At 55.7% G+C, this 16890-nt stretch carries 17 protein-coding genes; 6 read left to right on the forward strand and 11 right to left on the reverse strand.

All coding sequences use genetic code 11. The annotated features are described in order from the left end of the window. Nucleotides 1-35: 35 nt before the first annotated feature. From cydC to sohB, 7 genes are read right to left on the reverse strand one after another with little or no spacing between them, the layout of a single operon-like run. Nucleotides 36-1763: a thiol reductant ABC exporter subunit CydC gene (gene cydC, locus BW956_RS09305; protein WP_076462513.1), complete on the reverse strand. Its 1728-nt coding sequence runs from the start codon at nucleotides 1761-1763 to the stop codon at nucleotides 36-38. After that, nucleotides 1763-3469 (reverse strand): thiol reductant ABC exporter subunit CydD, encoded by a 1707-nt coding sequence (cydD, locus tag BW956_RS09310; RefSeq protein WP_076462514.1) that lies wholly within the window; start codon nucleotides 3467-3469, stop codon nucleotides 1763-1765. Before cydD ends, cydC begins: the two co-directional genes overlap by 1 nt. Beyond that, complete coding sequence (locus BW956_RS09315) at nucleotides 3466-4620, reverse strand: mechanosensitive ion channel family protein (protein WP_076462515.1); 1155 nt, start codon at nucleotides 4618-4620, stop codon at nucleotides 3466-3468. The genes cydD and BW956_RS09315 overlap by 4 nt, the downstream gene beginning before the upstream one ends. Further along, complete coding sequence (gene nagZ, locus BW956_RS09320) at nucleotides 4620-5612, reverse strand: beta-N-acetylhexosaminidase (RefSeq protein WP_076462516.1); 993 nt, start codon at nucleotides 5610-5612, stop codon at nucleotides 4620-4622. The genes BW956_RS09315 and nagZ overlap by 1 nt, the downstream gene beginning before the upstream one ends. Nucleotides 5613-5634: 22 nt before the next feature. After that, on the reverse strand, nucleotides 5635-6114 hold the full coding sequence (locus tag BW956_RS09325) for a L,D-transpeptidase (RefSeq protein WP_076462517.1): 480 nt from the start codon (nucleotides 6112-6114) through the stop codon (nucleotides 5635-5637). Further along, entirely contained in the window at nucleotides 6114-6770 is a 657-nt protein-coding gene (locus tag BW956_RS09330; RefSeq protein WP_244894343.1) for a TetR/AcrR family transcriptional regulator, read from the reverse strand. Before BW956_RS09330 ends, BW956_RS09325 begins: the two co-directional genes overlap by 1 nt. A 51-nt stretch (nucleotides 6771-6821) precedes the next feature. Then, nucleotides 6822-7889, reverse strand: a complete 1068-nt coding sequence (gene sohB, locus BW956_RS09335; protein ID WP_010325473.1) for a protease SohB — start codon at nucleotides 7887-7889, stop codon at nucleotides 6822-6824. Between the two features lie 100 nt (nucleotides 7890-7989). Between sohB and BW956_RS09340 the strand changes: the two genes are divergently transcribed. After that, on the forward strand, nucleotides 7990-8313 hold the full coding sequence (locus tag BW956_RS09340) for an SCP2 sterol-binding domain-containing protein (protein WP_010325474.1): 324 nt from the start codon (nucleotides 7990-7992) through the stop codon (nucleotides 8311-8313). Here the strand turns inward: BW956_RS09340 and nudC are convergent. Genes nudC through BW956_RS09360 form a run of 4 tightly spaced genes read right to left on the reverse strand, consistent with a single transcriptional unit; the run spans nucleotide 8303 to nucleotide 11065 of the window. Continuing rightward, nucleotides 8303-9070, reverse strand: coding sequence for an NAD(+) diphosphatase (gene nudC / locus BW956_RS09345; protein ID WP_076462518.1), 768 nt, complete (start codon nucleotides 9068-9070; stop codon nucleotides 8303-8305). The genes BW956_RS09340 and nudC overlap by 11 nt on opposite strands. 10 nt (nucleotides 9071-9080) lie before the next feature. Beyond that, entirely contained in the window at nucleotides 9081-9803 is a 723-nt protein-coding gene (dnaQ, locus tag BW956_RS09350) for a DNA polymerase III subunit epsilon (protein WP_076462641.1), read from the reverse strand. 2 nt (nucleotides 9804-9805) lie between these two features. After that, the gene (rnhA, locus tag BW956_RS09355; RefSeq protein ID WP_076462519.1) at nucleotides 9806-10246 is read right to left on the reverse strand and encodes a ribonuclease HI; all 441 of its coding nucleotides are present in this window, start codon (nucleotides 10244-10246) and stop codon (nucleotides 9806-9808) included. A 3-nt stretch (nucleotides 10247-10249) separates the two neighbouring features. Further along, on the reverse strand, nucleotides 10250-11065 hold the full coding sequence (locus BW956_RS09360) for a class I SAM-dependent methyltransferase (RefSeq protein WP_010325478.1): 816 nt from the start codon (nucleotides 11063-11065) through the stop codon (nucleotides 10250-10252). A gap of 50 nt (nucleotides 11066-11115) precedes the next feature. Between BW956_RS09360 and gloB the strand changes: the two genes are divergently transcribed. The 5 genes from gloB (at nucleotide 11116) to BW956_RS09385 (ending at nucleotide 16889) form a co-directional block, all read left to right on the forward strand. Next, complete coding sequence (gene gloB / locus BW956_RS09365) at nucleotides 11116-11892, forward strand: hydroxyacylglutathione hydrolase (protein ID WP_076462520.1); 777 nt, start codon at nucleotides 11116-11118, stop codon at nucleotides 11890-11892. A gap of 210 nt (nucleotides 11893-12102) precedes the next feature. Continuing rightward, nucleotides 12103-13713, forward strand: a complete 1611-nt coding sequence (locus BW956_RS09370) for a LysM peptidoglycan-binding domain-containing protein (RefSeq protein ID WP_076462521.1) — start codon at nucleotides 12103-12105, stop codon at nucleotides 13711-13713. Between the two features lies 1 nt (nucleotide 13714). After that, nucleotides 13715-13963, forward strand: coding sequence for a hypothetical protein (locus BW956_RS09375; RefSeq protein ID WP_010325481.1), 249 nt, complete (start codon nucleotides 13715-13717; stop codon nucleotides 13961-13963). Between the two features lie 56 nt (nucleotides 13964-14019). Beyond that, the gene (locus tag BW956_RS09380) at nucleotides 14020-15816 is read left to right on the forward strand and encodes an extracellular solute-binding protein (RefSeq protein ID WP_076462522.1); all 1797 of its coding nucleotides are present in this window, start codon (nucleotides 14020-14022) and stop codon (nucleotides 15814-15816) included. Next, complete coding sequence (locus tag BW956_RS09385) at nucleotides 15816-16889, forward strand: microcin C ABC transporter permease YejB (RefSeq protein WP_076462642.1); 1074 nt, start codon at nucleotides 15816-15818, stop codon at nucleotides 16887-16889. The genes BW956_RS09380 and BW956_RS09385 overlap by 1 nt, the downstream gene beginning before the upstream one ends. The last annotated feature ends 1 nt before the right edge of the window (nucleotide 16890 follow it).

Raw genomic sequence — 16890 nt, forward strand, 5'->3', positions numbered from 1 at the left:
TGTTCCCACAGGCCTGTACCTGATCGGCAGGCTATCTACAGCTCCAGCAATTCACTGAAGCGACTGCCTGTATCCGCCGCCAGCTCAGCAGGCCTGCCCTGCTCGACAATACGACCAGCATCCAGAATCACAACACGGTCAAACTGATCGGCCATCTGCAAATGATGGCTGATCACGACCAGCGTTTGAGATGCACAGCGGCCAAGCACTGCCTGCATCACAAGACGCTCGGTGTCGATATCCAGACCCTCGGTCGGTTCATCCAGCCACAGAATGGGCGCTTCTCGCAGCAAGGCACGGGCAAGCGCCACACGCTTTCGCTGGCCGCCTGACAGTCGCCCACCTGACTCACCCACTGAATACATCAGGGGCCGATCACCCAACTCTTGATCCAACCGGGCGATACTCAACACCTCTAACAGTGCCGCATCATCAGCCGCCGGGTTACCCAATCGCAAGTTGTCGGCCAGGGTACCGGCAAAAAGCTCAACAGGCTGCGACAGCGTGCTTATCTGGGCACGCAACTGTGACTCACTGAAATCGCGAACAGGTGTACCAGACAATTCAACCTCGCCACGGGTAACGTCATGGAAACGCGCGAGCAGGTTCAGCAAGGTACTCTTGCCACTGCCTGTATGCCCCAGAATGAGCACCGACTCTCCTGGCTCGATGGTCAAATTGAAATCACACAGCGCCAGAGGTGCAGCCTCTTGATAGCGAAAACTGACATCGGTAAATGCGATACGGCCCGGCGCAACCGGCTCTACCCCTGCCTGCGGGAACACAACCTCAGGTTCGGCTTCAGCCACCTCTTGTAACCGCTCGGCAGCAGCTGCAGTTCGCCCCAAATACTGATACGCCAGCGGCAGCGGCGCCACTGCTTCAAACAGTGCCAGCACACAAAATACCAGCATGGCCAGCATCGCCGGCGCAATCATCTCCTCCTGCACCATGGCCACACCGATAACCAATACCAGCAAAGTACTGGCACCCGCTATCAGCGTGTTCAGCCCCGAAGCCGCACCACTGATCAGCGCCATGCGCCGCTGAATCGAATACAGGCGCCGCTCGGCCTTCTGCGTACGCTGTACAACCCTGTCCACGCCGCCATAAATACTCAAATCTGCCAGGCCCTGAACCATACCGGTCAGCTCGGTGCGCAGCAGGGACGTCAACTCGACCTGCCGACGCCCCAAACGGCGACCGGCGCGATTCGCAAGCCAGGGAACACCCACACCCGCCAGTACCAAACCTGCCAGAGCAACAAGCGCTACAGGGACACTGAACAGGCTGAGGAAAAACACGCCCAAAAGACCGATCAGCCCTGCGATGAAGGTAGGCGCCAGAACACGTAGATAAAGGTTATCCAGCGCATCAACATCGCTGACCAGTCGATTGAGCAGGTCAGCGGAGCGATACCGCTGCAGGTGCGCAGGCCCCAAAGCCTCAAGGCGCGTATAGAACCATACCCGCAACTGGGCCAACAACCGGAAGGTCGCCTCATGGGTGGTGATACGCTCGGCATAGCGTCCAGCTGTGCGCAGGATGGCAAAACCCCTGACACCGGCACCCGGGGTAAAATAGTTGAACGCCTGCGCAGTCACCAGGCTCACTCCGGCCAGTGCTGTCGCTGAAATAAACCAGCCAGACAGGGTCAAAAGTCCGACACTGGCAAGCAACGTTAACAGGCCCGCCAGCATGCCCAGCACAACCCAGCCCAGATGCGCTCGCATCAATCGAATAAAGGGGACCAGTGCTCGCATCAGTACTCAGCCTCCACCGCGATCAACCTGCCCTCTTCCAGCCGCCAGATCTCATCAGCCCGCAACATGGAGGCGCGACGATGGGTCAACATCAAGACCAGCCGATCCTGGCACAAACGCTCCAGCGCCTGCAGCACCAGGTGCTCACTGTCGCGATCCAGATTGGCCGTCGGCTCATCCAGCAACAGCACAGGGGCATTTTTCAAAAAGGCGCGCGCCAGCCCTATTCGCTGTATCTGACCGCCAGAAAGCCCGACACCTCGCTCACCGACCCGGGTATCCAGACCTTCCGGCAAACGCTGCACGAATTCCAATGCATTAGCCTCTTCAAGGGCAGCATAGAGATCCTGATCCCCCGCCTCAGGTGCTGCAAACAGCAGATTCTCCCGCAAGGTGCCGGGAAGAAGGCTGGTATGCTGGCTCACCCAGGCAACACGAGACAACCAGGCATCGGTACCTACATCACTCAACAAGCGCCCATTGACACGTATCTCACCGGCATCAAGTGCCCTGAAACCCAACAACGCCTGCAACAACGATGATTTTCCCGAGCCACTGCGACCTATTAGCGCGACCAGCCGCCCCGATACAAGCTTCAGATTCAGGTCAGACCAGACCGGCTGCGTCTGCCCCGGATAACTGAGCTGAGCCTGACTGATTTCGATTGACTTGATGGCGCCATCCAGGCCTTGCCCCTCGGATGGCAAGGACAGGCTGTCCTGATCAAGCAGGGTATTTAAGCGATCAGCCGCAGCCACCGCCTCTTGCTTGGCATGGTAGTGCGTACCCAGCTCCCTTAGCGGCAGGTAGAACTCAGGCGCCAGCAGCAGAATAAACAACCCCTGATACAGGGTAACCGGGGACTCCCAGTAACCGAAGTCGAGATGACCAAGGAAGCTGAAGCCAAGGTATACGGCAACAACCGCAATGGAAATGGAAGCAAAGAATTCCAGTACCGCAGAGGACAGAAACGCAAGGCGCAACACCTGCATCGTACGTACACGAAAACCTTCGGCACCACTGGCTACCACATCCGCCTGCTCGCGACTGCGATCAAATAGCTTCAGTGTCAGTATGCCCTGCACTATATCCAGGAACTGCGCACCGAGCAGTGAAAGCGCTTCAAAATTTCGACGATTGGCTTCGGCGGCCTTGATGCCCACCAGCGCCATAAACAGAGGGATGAGCGGTGCGGTAAACAGGAAAATCAGGCCAGCGGCCCAGTTAACCGGAAACACAAAGGCAAGGAATACCAGCGGTAACAGGGCAGCAAGCGACATTTGCGGCAAGTAACGAGCAAAAAAGCCATCCAGGGCCTCAACCTGCTCCATCAACTCACTGACCAGTCGACCACTGCGTTCATCGGAAGTGTAGGCCGGCCCCAGCTGTGCCAGCTTCTGCAGTAGCTGTTGGCGCAAGGATTGACGTATCCGGGTTGAACTTTGCTGTCCAGCCCACTCCCTGATCGGTGACAGCAAGGCTCTGAGCAGCAAGGCACCCAGGAAAAGTGCCAAAGCCCCCCATTGATCCATCAGGCTGCCATCGGCAAACAGGGTGTCATGAATCACACTGGCCAGGATATGCGCCTGAAGGATGAGGAGCAGGCCAGACACCAGCCCCAGCGCTATGGATAAGCGAATCCAGCTGGAACCGGTGCGTGAAAGCTGCTTGAGCCAGCGCTGCTGGGCATTACCGCTACGACTCATTTACGCAGCTGCCCCTCACCTGCCTGCGGAAAGCCTGCAAAGGCTGGCTCTTCTGATTCTGTACCTGCCAAATGCACGGTCTGGGTCGGGAAGGCGAACTCAGCACCGTTGCGTTCAATGATCTGCGCGATCTTCAGCATGACATCCTGCTTGATCTCATGATATCGCACCCATTGCGTGGTTTTGGTAAAGGTGTACACCATGATATCCAGTGACGAAGGACCAAAGCGGTTCAGGTGCACGATCAGTGTCTGACGGGTATCAATCTCATCGTGCTCGGACAGCATTTCACGTATTTCATCCGCAATCTGCTGCACCCGGCTAACATCGTCATAACGCACGCCCACATGTTCGAATATACGTCGATTGAACATGCGCGAAGGGTTTTCGACCGCGATATTGATAAAGGTTGCATTGGGTACATATAGCGGGCGCTGATCAAAGGTGCGAATACGCGTCAGGCGCCAGCCGATATGCTCCACTGTCCCCTCGATCTCCTTATCTGGTGAGCGCACCCAGTCACCAACGCGAAAAGGGCGATCCATATAGATCATCAGGCCGCCAAAGAAATTGGCCAGCAGATCACGCGCCGCGAAGCCGACTGCAATACCACCCACACCACCAAAGGCGAGAATACCGGAGATACTGACACCCGCTGATTGCAACAGGGTCAGGCCGACCAGTACAAAGAGAATCAGGCGCATCAACTTGGCAATGGCATCGGCCGAAGTGCGATCCATGCGCTGCCGACTTCCCGTGGCACCGATCACCCAGTCTTCAATTACCTTGATCAAACGCAAACCGGCCCAGGCCAGAATAAGGATGGTCCCGAAGCGCCGGACTTCATCACCGATCGCACCGGTAGCGGCCAGATCGTTGCGATCAAGGATTTCCAGCAGCAGGGATAGCCCCAGCACCCAGATCATGGCCCTTAGAGGCGAACGTGCGGCCTTGAGCAACTGACCATCCAGTTGTGATCCTCGATGGCTGAGGTGGCTGATCAATCGGCTCATGACCATATTGAACAGAACAGTCAGCACCCATACCAGTGACACCAGCAGGGTTGCGCCGAGCTGCCAGCGATAGTCATCCAGCCAGGGCCAGAACTCCACGAAGCGAGAGACTGCGGGGGTCAGCAACTGCTCCAGCATCAGGCGCCTCCAACGAGTCGCTCAGCCAACTGACGCGCACGTTGCAGGCGCTCCGCATCCACCTCGGCAAACGGGCGACCACGCATACGCTGCAGACGCGGGTGGGCTGATACCTTGCGCTGCTGCAGATGCGCCAACACCTGGCCCGCCGCCTCAGGGTTATTGCAGACCAGCACCATATCGCAGCCCGCATCCAGCGCCAGATCACAGCGTTGCTTGAAGTCACCGGCGTAACCGGCCCCCTCCATGCTTAGGTCATCACTGAAGATCACGCCATCAAAGTGCAGACGCTGACGCAGCACCTGCTGCAACCAGTATTGGGAAAAGCCTGCAGGCGCCGAGCATACCTGGCGATAGATCACATGAGCCGGCATTACCGCATCAAGCCCACGCCCCGCCAGAGCAACAAAGGGCTGAAGGTCATCCGCTTCAATCTCGGCGAAACTGCGCTCATCAACCGGGAGTTCAAGATGTGAGTCGGCAGCTACCCAGCCATGTCCCGGAAAGTGTTTGCCCGTAGCAGCCATACCTGCCTCGTGCATGCCCGCCATTATGCCGCCGGCCAGCTCAGTCACGGCAGTCGCATTGTCAGCAAAGGCCCTGTCACCAATAACACTGCTGTTGCCCCAGTCCAGATCAAGCACCGGTGCAAAGCTGAAATCGATGTCGTATTCACGCAGTTCGGACGCCAGCAGCCAGCCCAATTCATGGGCCCAGGCAATTGCTTCAGCCGGCGCCTGTTGCCAACGCTGCCCGAGAACTGCCATGGGCGGCAAACGGGTAAAGCCGTCCCTGAAACGCTGGACCCGACCGCCCTCATGGTCCACACAGACAAGAATATCCTCACGCACAGCTCGAATATCCTGCATCAGGCCCTTTAATTGCGAAGGGGATTCATAGTTGCGGGCAAAGAGGATAAGGCCACCGACTTCGGGAGCTGCCAGAAGGAGACGCTCCTGGTCGGTTAATTCCGTTCCCGCCAGATCCAGCATCAATACGCCTGTAGTCACGATCTTACTCCTCGATCAGGATGGGCGTTCCCGGCTGCACCTGGTCAAACAGCGCAAGCAAGTCTGCATTGCGCATGCGAATACAGCCATGAGAACGCGGCACACCCATAGGTTCGGTATCGGGGGTGCCATGGATATAGATATAACGTCGCTGCGTGTCCACTGAGCCGCCCCGGTTTCGGCCGGTCTCAAGACCACAAAGCCAGAGAATTCGGGTCAGTATCCAGTCACGCTGAGGATATTCCGCGGCCAGCGCCGGGGTGTATACCTCCCCTGTGGGACGCCGACCAACAAAAACAGTTCCCGAGGGAAGCCCGCCACCGATACAAGCACGCACATAATGGCGCCCACGGGGTGTACAGCCGCTGCCGTTCTGCTCGCCGGCGCCAGCACTGGCCGTCGAGACCGGATAAACGACCAGGCACTCATCGCCTTGCATGACAGACAGACGTTGCTGACGAATGGAAACGGTTAATGACAGCATCAGCTGATCTCGCGCTGTACCGGTGCTTGCATGCCAGCCGTCAATACCGGCACCAGACGGCGCAAAACTGGCTCCAGCGCTGTTTCATCGCTGTCACTTTCAGCATCGAGCGCGACCAGCGCATGCAGGTTTGAGAGCGTAAACACCACCGAGCCCAGCAGAAAGTGAAGACGCCAGAAAAATTCACTTTCGCCTTCAACGCCACTGCCATGGCGCAGGTGCTGCAGGAAGTGATGCAGCCTTGCGCCATAGGTGTTGAGTAGAAATGCCTGTAATTCGGCCTGATTTGGCCGGTAAGCCTGCTCCAGACAACGCATCAGTACTGACAATGCATAGGGGTTGCTTTGGTGAATGCGCACCAAAGCCGAGGCCAGAATATTCAGCAATGGACCAAGCGGAACAACCTCGGTGCGACCATGCTCGGCAAGGGCCGCTTCAATATCCTGACACAAGGGCTCCAGAGTATGGCCGGCAACAGCATGAATGAGCCCGGTTTTGGAGCCGAAGTGGTAGTTTACCGCCGCCAGATTAACATCCGCTTCGGTGGTAATCTGACGCATGGTCGTGCCTTTGAAACCCTGCTCGGCAAAGAGCTTTTCGGCCGCACGCAGTATCCTGCCGGCGGTATCGATTGAGTCGTACATCTGCTGTTCCATTGCCATCAATCTAGAATATCAAATGGTCGACTGGCGACCACCCGTGCGCCCTTATCGAGACAAGAATCGACTATTGAGCACGCGCTGCCAAATACGGGACAAGGCACCGTCAGCAGCTGTTGCCGTCAGATGACCCAGGCGGTCCTGCAGGCTCTGTTTAACTTCGTAGCTGACCTCAAATACATCGTGTTCTCGGCAGAGATCAAACAGGTAATCATCACTGGTTGTAACGGCATCAACCAGCTTATGCTCCAGCGCACGCTTGCCAAACCAGACTTCACCGGTCGCAATTTCAGGCATATTCAGTTGCGGGCGGTGCTCGGATACAAATTCCTTGAACAGGGTATGTGTATCTTCCAGCTCATCGACAAACTTCTGCCGGCCTTTTTCGGTATTTTCGCCGAATACGGTCAAGGTGCGCTTGTATTCGCCGGCGGTAAGCACTTCGTAATCCACGTCGTGCTTTTTAAGCAGACGGTGGAAATTAGGCAATTGCGCGACCACACCAATGGAACCCACAAGCGCGAAAGGCGCTGCCACCAGATGGTCGGCAATGCACGCCATCATGTAACCACCACTGGCCGCAACCTTATCGACACACACGGTCAGGCGGATGTTGCGCGAGCGGAAGCGCTCCAGCTGCGAACTGGCCAAACCGTAGGCATGAACCAGACCACCACCACTTTCAAGGCGCAGCACAACCTCATCATCCTGATCAGCTATCATCAGCACCGCACTGACTTCTTCACGAAGACGGTCTACGTCAGAAGCATGGATATCGCCATCAAAATCAAGCACGAATACTCGCGTGCGTTTTTTCTCGGGATCCTTGCCCTGCTTCAAGGTCTTTTTCAGAGCCTTGGCTTCAGCCTTTTCCTGTTTGCGGCGCGCCTTTTCATGTTGTTTGGCCAACGCCTCGTCAACAACCGCCGCTTCGATATCGCTTTTGATTTCATCAAAGCGGTCATTCAGGCTCTTGACTTCAATGTGTCCATCCGGCTGATGTTCGCGACGGCGAGCAACCACTGCAGCAATGCCACCAACACACAACAGAACACCTGCAATAAGGGTAATAACCTTGGCCAGAAAAAGGCCATATTCCGCAACAAAGGCTGTCAAGTTCAATCTCCGGTAAACCCGTGTATTCGCTTAAGAATCCGGCTACTGTACCATAGATCCTCTGGGAATCATGTCACTCTATTTCAGGATACTTTCACTCATGACCGAGCTGCTCAGCATCGACCGGATCGTGCAAAAAATGCCGCAGAAGTTCAATGCGGAAAATGCCAAGGGCCTCGATGCCGTTATCCAATTCCGCCTGACAGATGCGGACTCGTTTTACGTACATGTAAGGCCTGATGGCTGCGATAGTCAGATCGGCCTGCATGATGACCCAAGCCTCACCCTGCATCTGGATCAGGCCACGTTAACGGCTGTCATCAGCGGCGAGCAGGATGGCATGAGCGCTTACCTCAAGGGCCAGCTGCGTGCCGAAGGCAACGTCATGCTGGCCACCAAACTGGGCAAGCTGTTCAATCGCTGATTTGCTCAGAGAAGAAATGGTTAATCAATTGGCGTGAGATGCTGAACTGCGGCGGCAAGTCCGGCAGTTCACCCACGCCAAACCAGTCGGCCTCAACTATTTCCACCCCATCCGGCTGCAGCTCACCTGCCGCATGATCAGCAAAGAAGCCCAGCATGAGCTGATGCGGGAACGGCCAGGACTGGCTGGCAAAGAAACGCACATTGCCTACCTCAATCCCTACTTCTTCCATGATTTCGCGCGCAACCGCCTGCTCTGCCGTTTCCCCCGCTTCGATAAAGCCCGCCAGGGTACTGAAACGACCCGGGGCAAAATGCGGCGCCCGTGCCAACAGACACTTTTCACCTCGGCGCACCAGCACAATCACACAAGGCGAGATACGCGGATATTGAGTCAGATGACACTGAGGGCACTGCCGTGCCAGATCTTTTTCATGGTCTGACATGGGCGTTCCACAACGCCCACAAAAGCGGTGTTGATCATGCCAGGTTGCCAGCTGGGCGGCCCTGGAGTGCTGAGCAAACATCAGCTCATCTGCCGCACTGGCCAGTAATGCACGCAAGGCGATCTCTTGAGCTCCCGCCAGAATCTCAGCCGGGACAATCAGCAACCCCACACCTTCGCCCACACTTAATTCCGCTTCGGCGAAGGGCCTGAAACGATCAGCTTGTTCTCGACTCAACACCTGCTCGCCTTCGAAAGCAAACAAGCGGCCTTGAGACGCCAGGTAATAGTAACGAACAGGTACAGAGAACATCACAAATCCCTTAATGTGTCACCGGGTCAGCATCAGCACGTCGCCAGACAGCACCGTCACTTTTCTTGTCGAGCAGGTCGAGAAAAGCCTCATGTGCTGCCAGTTCATCCTCACTCGGGCGCATTACCTTGAGTGACAACTGAGAGGTATCGATACGGCGAATAACTTCACCCTCTTCTTCACTGCCACCACCATTCTGACCCAACTGCAGACTGGTCTGCCCACCAGTAAGGGACAAATAGACATCCGCCAATATCTCGGAGTCCAACAGGGCGCCGTGAAGCTCACGATGCGAGTTGTCGATACCGTAGCGACGACAGAGCGCATCAAGGCTGTTGCGCTGGCCGGGATATTTCTTCCGCGCCAGTGCCAAGGTATCGGTTACCTGACAGATGTCTTCAATCCGCTCGGCGATACCATTACGCGCCAACTCGGCATTCATGAAGCCCACGTCGAATGCCGCGTTATGAATGATCAGCTCCGCGCCACGAATGTAGTCCAGAAATTCATCTGCCAACGCCGCAAACTTGGGCTTATCGGCCAGGTATTCGTTGGTAATACCGTGGACTTCAATCGCCTCGGCCTCTACCTCACGGTCAGGCTTGATGTAACGATGGTAATTGTTCCCGGTCAGCTTACGCTTAACCATTTCGACACAACCGATCTCAATGATGTTGTGCCCAGCTTCCGGGTCGATACCCGTGGTTTCGGTATCGAGAATAATCTGTCTCATGCTCATGCCTTGCCAAACTCCTCTACACCACGATTGGCCAACCGGTCTGCATGCTCGTTACCAGGGTGGCCGCTATGACCCTTGACCCAGCGCCACTCAACCTGATGCCGCGCAACCTGTTCATCCAGCGCCTGCCACAAGTCCATATTCTTGACCGGCTTTTTCGCGGCCGTTTTCCAGCCATTGCGCTTCCAGCCAGCCAACCAACTCAAAATACCCTGTCGCAGATACTGTGAATCGGTTGTGAGCACAACTTCACAGGGACGCTTCAGACTCGCCAGTGCGGAGATGGCCGCCTGCAACTCCATGCGGTTGTTGGTGGTATCGGGTTCACCACCAAAGAGTTCTTTCTCATGTTCACCGTAACGCAAGACAGCGCCCCAGCCACCCGGGCCAGGATTTCCTTTACAGGCACCATCCGTATAGATCTCAACAGGTTTCAAGCTTTATCCTCTGGCTGTAGGCTTGGGTTCAGGTACCGGCATGCTCAGTATGCGTCGGCGACGCCATTCCGGTTTAATCGGTGTCATGCCAACCACATCCTTGCGCGCCAAAACCATCATGGTGGCACCACTGTGCATGGGCACACGCTGACTCAGCTTCTCAAACCAGCGCAAGCGTTGACGCCATTTCGGGCTTTTCAAAGGCAAGTGATGGCAAGCTGATCGGGTCTTGAGCTCCGTCATTTCAAGCAGGCTCAACCAGTCATGCAAACGCCCGAGGCGAATAAAATGACCTGACCACATGGGCGGGACTCGGCGCCTCGTTAAACGCCTTAGCCCCCAGTAACTGGCGGGGTTGAAGCTGAAACTGACCAGATGCCCGCCCGGCCTGAGTACACGCGCAGCTTCACGCAGTACCTGATGCGGATTAGTGGCGAAATCAAGCGCATGATGCAATATGACCACATCCACTTCGTTATTCAGAACCGGTAACTCTTCATGCTCGGCCAAAATGGTGAACGGTCCGGCGCCAAGCTGCATGGCCGGAATCAGCATTACCTTGCGTGACACGGGACTGGTTTCAAACAGTGTTTGGCGGCAGTCATAGCCGACCTGCAACAGGTGGTATCCAAACAGGGTCGGCAGCACCTGTTCGGCCAGGGCTCGCTCATGCTCGATCAGCTCCTGACCCAGCTCGGAATCAAACCACTCGGCCAATAGCGGAGCCAGTTTGTGTTGCGGCATCTGTGCACTGAACTTCATCATGCGCCCTGAAAGTTGTGACATCTCATCCGGCGCCAGTATACAGTAGTCATCCAAGGCCCTGAACCAAGCGCTGCTCATCACAAATTATGACACAGGAGTTCCCCATGTTTACCGTAACTCCCATTCCGGCTTTTAACGACAACTATATATGGGCTCTAACCCGAGCTTCAGCAGGCAACAAGGCAGTTGTTGTCGACCCTGGTGATGCAACCCCGGTTATGACCTGGCTGCAGGAAAACCAGCTGGAATTGGATGCCATCCTGATCACCCATCATCACGCCGATCATACCGGCGGCGTTGCCCAACTGGTGTCCGCCTTTGATGTCCCTGTTTACGGCCCCAAGGATTCACCGTTTGCAGGCATTTCACAGCCGTTATCACAGGGCGATGAAATCGACATTATCGGCCTTGGATTAACCATTCAAGCCGTACCGGCCCATACACGCGACCACATCAGTTTTTTTCAGCCGCAAGGCACCCCGCAACTGTTTTGCGGAGATACTCTTTTCCTGGCTGGGTGTGGCCGCCTTTTTGAAGGCACCGCCAAACAGATGCTGGACGCCATGCACTATTTTGCCAGCCTGCCTGACGCAACCGAGGTGTACTGTACCCACGAGTACTCCCTGGCCAACCTGAGTTTCGCCGCCTGTGTAGAACCCGAAAACACAGATATCACCAGCACCCGTGAACGCTGTCACAAGTTGCGTGAAAACAATCAACCGACACTGCCATCAACCATTGCTCAGGAAAAACTGATCAACCCGTATATGCGGACACAGGTACAAGCCGTTATCAACTCTGCCGAACACTTCAGTGGCAATGCTCTGAGCAGTGATGTAGAAGTACTGGCAGCCCTTCGGGAATGGAAAAACCAGTTTTAACACCGCTCTGCATTAATCACTTTAACCAGCCCGCACACAGATAAAGCCAGGCTCAGAACGCTGGTATTTTCGTTAAAATATCGGTTTTTGAGCCTGCTTTAATCCTCTGTTAAGCGTCATATATTGATATTAGACAGTTTGCTAAATTGACCCTTCTTAACAGGATCCATAGAATCATGTTTTTTAAGGTTATTTTGGGATTCTGTTGCAATGCGATCTTTACCGACCCTGGTGCTGGTTTCGGCACTGGGCCTGGTCCTCTCTGGTTGTCAGACGGCCAACATAAAACCCGAGCAAAGCTCCAATTCGCCCGCAACTGCCAAGGATCAGGCTAATACCCAAACTGCTGCCAACCGCTCCGGCACTTCCAGTAACACCAAGGAGCAACAGGCACCCGAAGATCTTTGGGAGTTGACCCGACTGCACATGCAACTGCCGGTCGATATTGACCATCCGCGCGTGCAAACCCAGTTGAAATGGTATCAGCGCCACCCTACTCACCTGCTTCGGGTAAGTGAAAGAGCTGCTCCGTATTACCACCACATCATCACCGAAGTATTGAAACGCGACATGCCGGCAGAGATTGCGCTTTTGCCCGCCGTCGAGAGTGCTTTTGATCCCTTTGCCTACTCACACGGCCGAGCAGCAGGCCCCTGGCAGTTTATCCCGGGCACCGCTCGCCACTTTGGCCTTCGCTCCAGCTGGTGGTATGACGGGCGTCGCGACATCCTGGCCTCTACCGATGCTGCACTCACCTACCTGCAGCAGCTTAACAAGCGCTTCGACGGTGACTGGCTGTTGGCACTGGCGGCCTACAATGCGGGCGGCGGTACTGTAAGCAGGGCGATTCGCCGTAACAAGCGACAGGGAAAGCCTACCGATTACTGGTCGCTGGACCTGCCTCGCGAGACAGAAGCCTATGTACCCAAACTTTTGGCAGTAGCACGACTGGTACGCGATGCTGAACAGCTGGGACTGACATTAAGCCCCATCAGCAACGAGCCCTACTTTGCTCAGGTAGAAACTGGCGGCCAGATTGATTTGGCTGAAGTTGCCGAGCTGGCCGGCATGGACACCGATGCTCTCTACCGCCTAAACCCCGGTTTCAATCGCTGGGCAACAGACCCCGAGGGCCCTCATATACTGCTGGTACCTGCTGAGAAGGCAGTTTCGCTACAGGCCAGCCTTGATGCCATGCCTGCGGACCAACGGGTTAGCTGGCACCGCTATACCGTCAAACGCGGTGATACACTCAGCACCATTGCACGGCGCTTCCACAGCTCAACAGATGTTATTCGCCAGGGCAACCGCATCAAGGGCAATATGATTCGAGCAGGTCAGGCGCTACTGGTTCCTCAGCCCACTCGTCCAGCAACCGAATACGCCCTCAGCGAGACCCGCAGAAAGCAGGCACAGCGCCAGCGACTTGAGCAGACCAGTACCGACAAGCTTTACCATGCCGTTAACCAGGGCGAAAGCTTCTGGAGCATCTCGCGACGTTACGGTGTCAGTGTTCGCAGCCTGGCACGCTGGAACCAGATGGCGCCCGGCGATACACTGCGTGAAGGCCAGACCCTGCTGGTACTGGGTGCCAGCGAGCCCGTTACGGGCAACATCAAGTTGCCGGATACACAAGCTCGCTCGCCCCAGGTCAAAAAGGTCGGCTATCGGATTCGTAAGGGCGACTCCCTATCCGTGATCGCCAGCCGGTTTGGCGTCAGCATTGGTGACATTCTGGAGTGGAACCAGCTGAAGGCAGACAGCCTGCTGCGACCCGGTCAACCCCTGACCCTTTATGTCGATATTGCGGAGGCCAGCTAGCATGGATACGCTCAGTATCGTCATCATTGTTATCTCTGTAGTGTTGGCAGTACTGTTCAAATGGGTGCTGTTCAGCAAAATACGGCGCTGGATGGATACCGACCTGATCCGTCAGCTTGCACAGGGTGAATCAGAGCTGGAGCAGCGCCTAACCCATTATTATCAGGAGCTTATTAAAAGCGGTGTGAAACGCCGGGAAATTCATGACAAACTGCAGCAGTTCGCTGACAGGAATGAACCCAAACCCTGACAGCGGGTCAGTAAAAGCAGTGCTCTATCGTTAGTCGTCATTGCAAGGAGAGATCTGTGCGAGGTTTGAATAGACTGCCCAAATGGGTATTCACTGCTGTACTCAGCTGCAGCCTTGGCTTTGGCACCGCGAACGCCGAAACATCCAGCCATGGTATTGCCATGCATGGCGAGCTCAAATACCCCTCGGGTTTCGAGCATTTCGAATACGTGAATCCGAATGCCCCCAAAGGCGGCAGCCTTCGCGAAGCCTCCATAGGCACCTTTGACAGCCTTAACCCGTTCATCATCAAAGGCACGGCCGCCGATGGTACAGGCCTGATGTATGACAGCCTGCTTGCTCGTGCCCTCGACGAGCCTTTCTCTCTCTACGGTCTGCTGGCAAAAGAAGTTGTACTGGACCCGCAACGACGCTGGGTAGAGTTCGAGTTACACTCTGAAGCCACCTTCAGCGATGGCCAGCCGGTCACTGCCGAAGATGTTGTATTTACGTTCAACACCCTGTTGGAAAAAGGCAGCCCCTTTTTCAAGAGCTACTATGGCGGCATCGAAGAGATCAAGGCACTGTCCCCGACCCGGGTACACTTTGACTTTGGCGATACCTCCAACCAGGAGCTTCCCCTGATCGTGGGTGAAGTGCCAATTCTGCCCAAGCATTACTGGCAGGAGCGTGATTTCAGCAGCCCGTCACTGGATATTCCCGTGGGTTCCGGTCCCTATTCCATCGAGCGCATCGACCCAGGTCGCACCATCGTTTACCAGCGCCGCGATGATTACTGGGGCAAGGACCTGCCGGTCAATATTGGCCGGCACAATTTTGATCAGCGTCAGTTCGATTACTACCGAGACAGCACCGTAGCACTTGAAGCTTTCAAGGCAGGCGAGTACGACTATCGCAGCGAGCACGCCTCCAAGGCCTGGGCCACAGGCTATACCGGTGCCCCCTTTGATGATGGCCGCATCAGCAAGGAAGAGATCAAGCACCAGAATCCCAGGGGCATGCAGGGCTTCATCATGAACACTCGCCGCCCCCAGTTTGCTTCCGCCAAAACTCGTGAAGCGCTGACTTACGCCTTCGACTTCGAGTGGACGAACCAGAATCTTTTCTATAATGCCTACACCCGCACCAACAGCTATTTTGACAACTCCGAGATGGCTGCTGACGAGCTGCCCACGCCTGCTGAACTGGCAATATTGGAACCCGTTCGCGATCAGGTGCCGCCTGAAGTCTTTACCCAGGTATATAAGGCACCCCAAACCGATGGCAGTGGCCGTAACCGCAAACAGCTGCGTCAGGCACTGCGCCTGTTGCAACAAGATGGCTGGTCACTTCAGGATGGCAAGCTGGTGAACGCTGCCGGGGAGCCCTTCCGCTTTGAAATCCTGTTGGTGCAGAAGGAATTCCAGCGCGTTGTTTCACCCTTCATTCGCAACCTGGAGCGCCTGGGCATTTTCGCGGATATTCGCATTGTTGACGTGTCACAGTACATCAACCTGCTGCGCCAATTTGACTTTGACATGATTGTCTACGGCTTCGGCCAATCCAGCTCCCCGGGGAATGAACAGCGCGATTACTGGAAATCCGATAGTGCAGACCGCCCCGGTAGCCGCAACCTGATCGGCATTCGCAACCCTGCGATTGACTATCTGGTAGAGGAGTTGATTGCCGCGCCTAACCGGGATCCACTGGTACTCCATGCCCGCGCACTGGATCGCGTTCTGCAGTGGAATCACTATGTCATCCCGCATTACCACATCAGCGCCTGGCGTATCGCCTACTGGAACCACCTGGCGCACCCCGAAACCAGCCCGAAGTATGATATCGGCCTGGATACCTGGTGGGCCAAACCCTGATGGCAGCGTATATACTGCGCCGATTGCTGCTGATTATTCCGACCCTGCTGGGCATTCTGCTGCTGAACTTTGTACTGGTTCAGTTTGCGCCCGGCGGGCCGGTGGAACAGACAATTGCTGAACTGGAAGGGATGGGTGTTGCGGCCACCAACCGCATGGGCAGCGGACCCCAAAGCGATACCACTGGCGATGGCTACCGAGGTGCAGAAGGACTGGACCCCAGTCTGATTGCCGAAATTGAGCAGCTGTACGGCTTCGACAAGCCCGCACACGAACGTTTTTTGCAGATGCTGGGCAACTACCTGCAATTCGACTTCGGCAAGAGCTTTTACAGCGATAAAAGCGTTGTAGACCTTATTATCGAAAAGCTGCCGGTCTCGATCTCACTGGGGCTTTGGACCACACTCATCACCTATCTCATTTCCATACCTCTGGGTATTCGCAAGGCCGTTCGCGACGGCACACCCTTTGATGTATGGAGCAGCAGCCTGATCATTATCGGCTACGCCATTCCCAATTTCCTGTTCGCCATTCTGCTCATTGTGTTGTTTGCCGGGGGCACCTATCTGGAGTGGTTCCCGCTGCGCGGACTAACCTCCCCCGACTTTGATCAAATGACCTGGTGGCAGCAGATTGGTGACTACTTCTGGCACATTACCCTGCCAGTACTGGCATCAGTGGTATCCAGCTTCGCCACCCTGACCATGCTGACCAAAAATGCCTTTCTGGATGAAATCCATAAACAATATGTGCTGACTGCACGTGCAAAAGGCCTGAGTGAAAATTCGGTGCTGTATCGCCACGTCTTCCGGAACGCCATGCTGCTGATTATTGCCGGCATGCCCGCCGCTCTGATCGGTATTTTCTTCACCGGCTCCATGCTGATCGAGGTGATTTTCTCACTGGATGGACTGGGCCTGCTCGGGTACGAAGCCGTCATCAACCGCGACTACCCCGTTATCTTCGGCACACTCTATATCTTCACGCTGGTAGGCCTGCTGTTAAAACTGGTCAGCGACATCACCTATACCCTGGTTGACCCCCGTATCGATTTCGAGAGCCGGGAGGTCTGAC

This window comes from Marinobacterium stanieri (assembly GCF_900155945.1).
In the GTDB taxonomy this organism is placed as follows: Bacteria; Pseudomonadota; Gammaproteobacteria; order Pseudomonadales; family Balneatricaceae; genus Marinobacterium; species Marinobacterium stanieri.

Coding starts and splice junctions, on each gene's coding strand:
- gloB (WP_076462520.1), top strand. CDS start 11,116: ATGTTTACCGTAACTCCCATTCCGGCTTTTAACGACAACTATATATGG.
- BW956_RS09325 (WP_076462517.1), bottom strand. CDS start 6,114: ATGCTGTCATTAACCGTTTCCATTCGTCAGCAACGTCTGTCTGTCATG.
- BW956_RS09375 (WP_010325481.1), top strand. CDS start 13,715: ATGGATACGCTCAGTATCGTCATCATTGTTATCTCTGTAGTGTTGGCA.
- nagZ (WP_076462516.1), bottom strand. CDS start 5,612: ATGCTGGATCTGGCGGGAACGGAATTAACCGACCAGGAGCGTCTCCTT.
- cydC (WP_076462513.1), bottom strand. CDS start 1,763: ATGCGAGCACTGGTCCCCTTTATTCGATTGATGCGAGCGCATCTGGGC.
- BW956_RS09330 (WP_244894343.1), bottom strand. CDS start 6,770: ATGGAACAGCAGATGTACGACTCAATCGATACCGCCGGCAGGATACTG.
- BW956_RS09370 (WP_076462521.1), top strand. CDS start 12,103: ATGCGATCTTTACCGACCCTGGTGCTGGTTTCGGCACTGGGCCTGGTC.
- BW956_RS09340 (WP_010325474.1), top strand. CDS start 7,990: ATGACCGAGCTGCTCAGCATCGACCGGATCGTGCAAAAAATGCCGCAG.
- BW956_RS09385 (WP_076462642.1), top strand. CDS start 15,816: ATGGCAGCGTATATACTGCGCCGATTGCTGCTGATTATTCCGACCCTG.
- nudC (WP_076462518.1), bottom strand. CDS start 9,070: ATGTTCTCTGTACCTGTTCGTTACTATTACCTGGCGTCTCAAGGCCGC.
- dnaQ (WP_076462641.1), bottom strand. CDS start 9,803: ATGAGACAGATTATTCTCGATACCGAAACCACGGGTATCGACCCGGAA.
- cydD (WP_076462514.1), bottom strand. CDS start 3,469: ATGAGTCGTAGCGGTAATGCCCAGCAGCGCTGGCTCAAGCAGCTTTCA.
- BW956_RS09315 (WP_076462515.1), bottom strand. CDS start 4,620: ATGCTGGAGCAGTTGCTGACCCCCGCAGTCTCTCGCTTCGTGGAGTTC.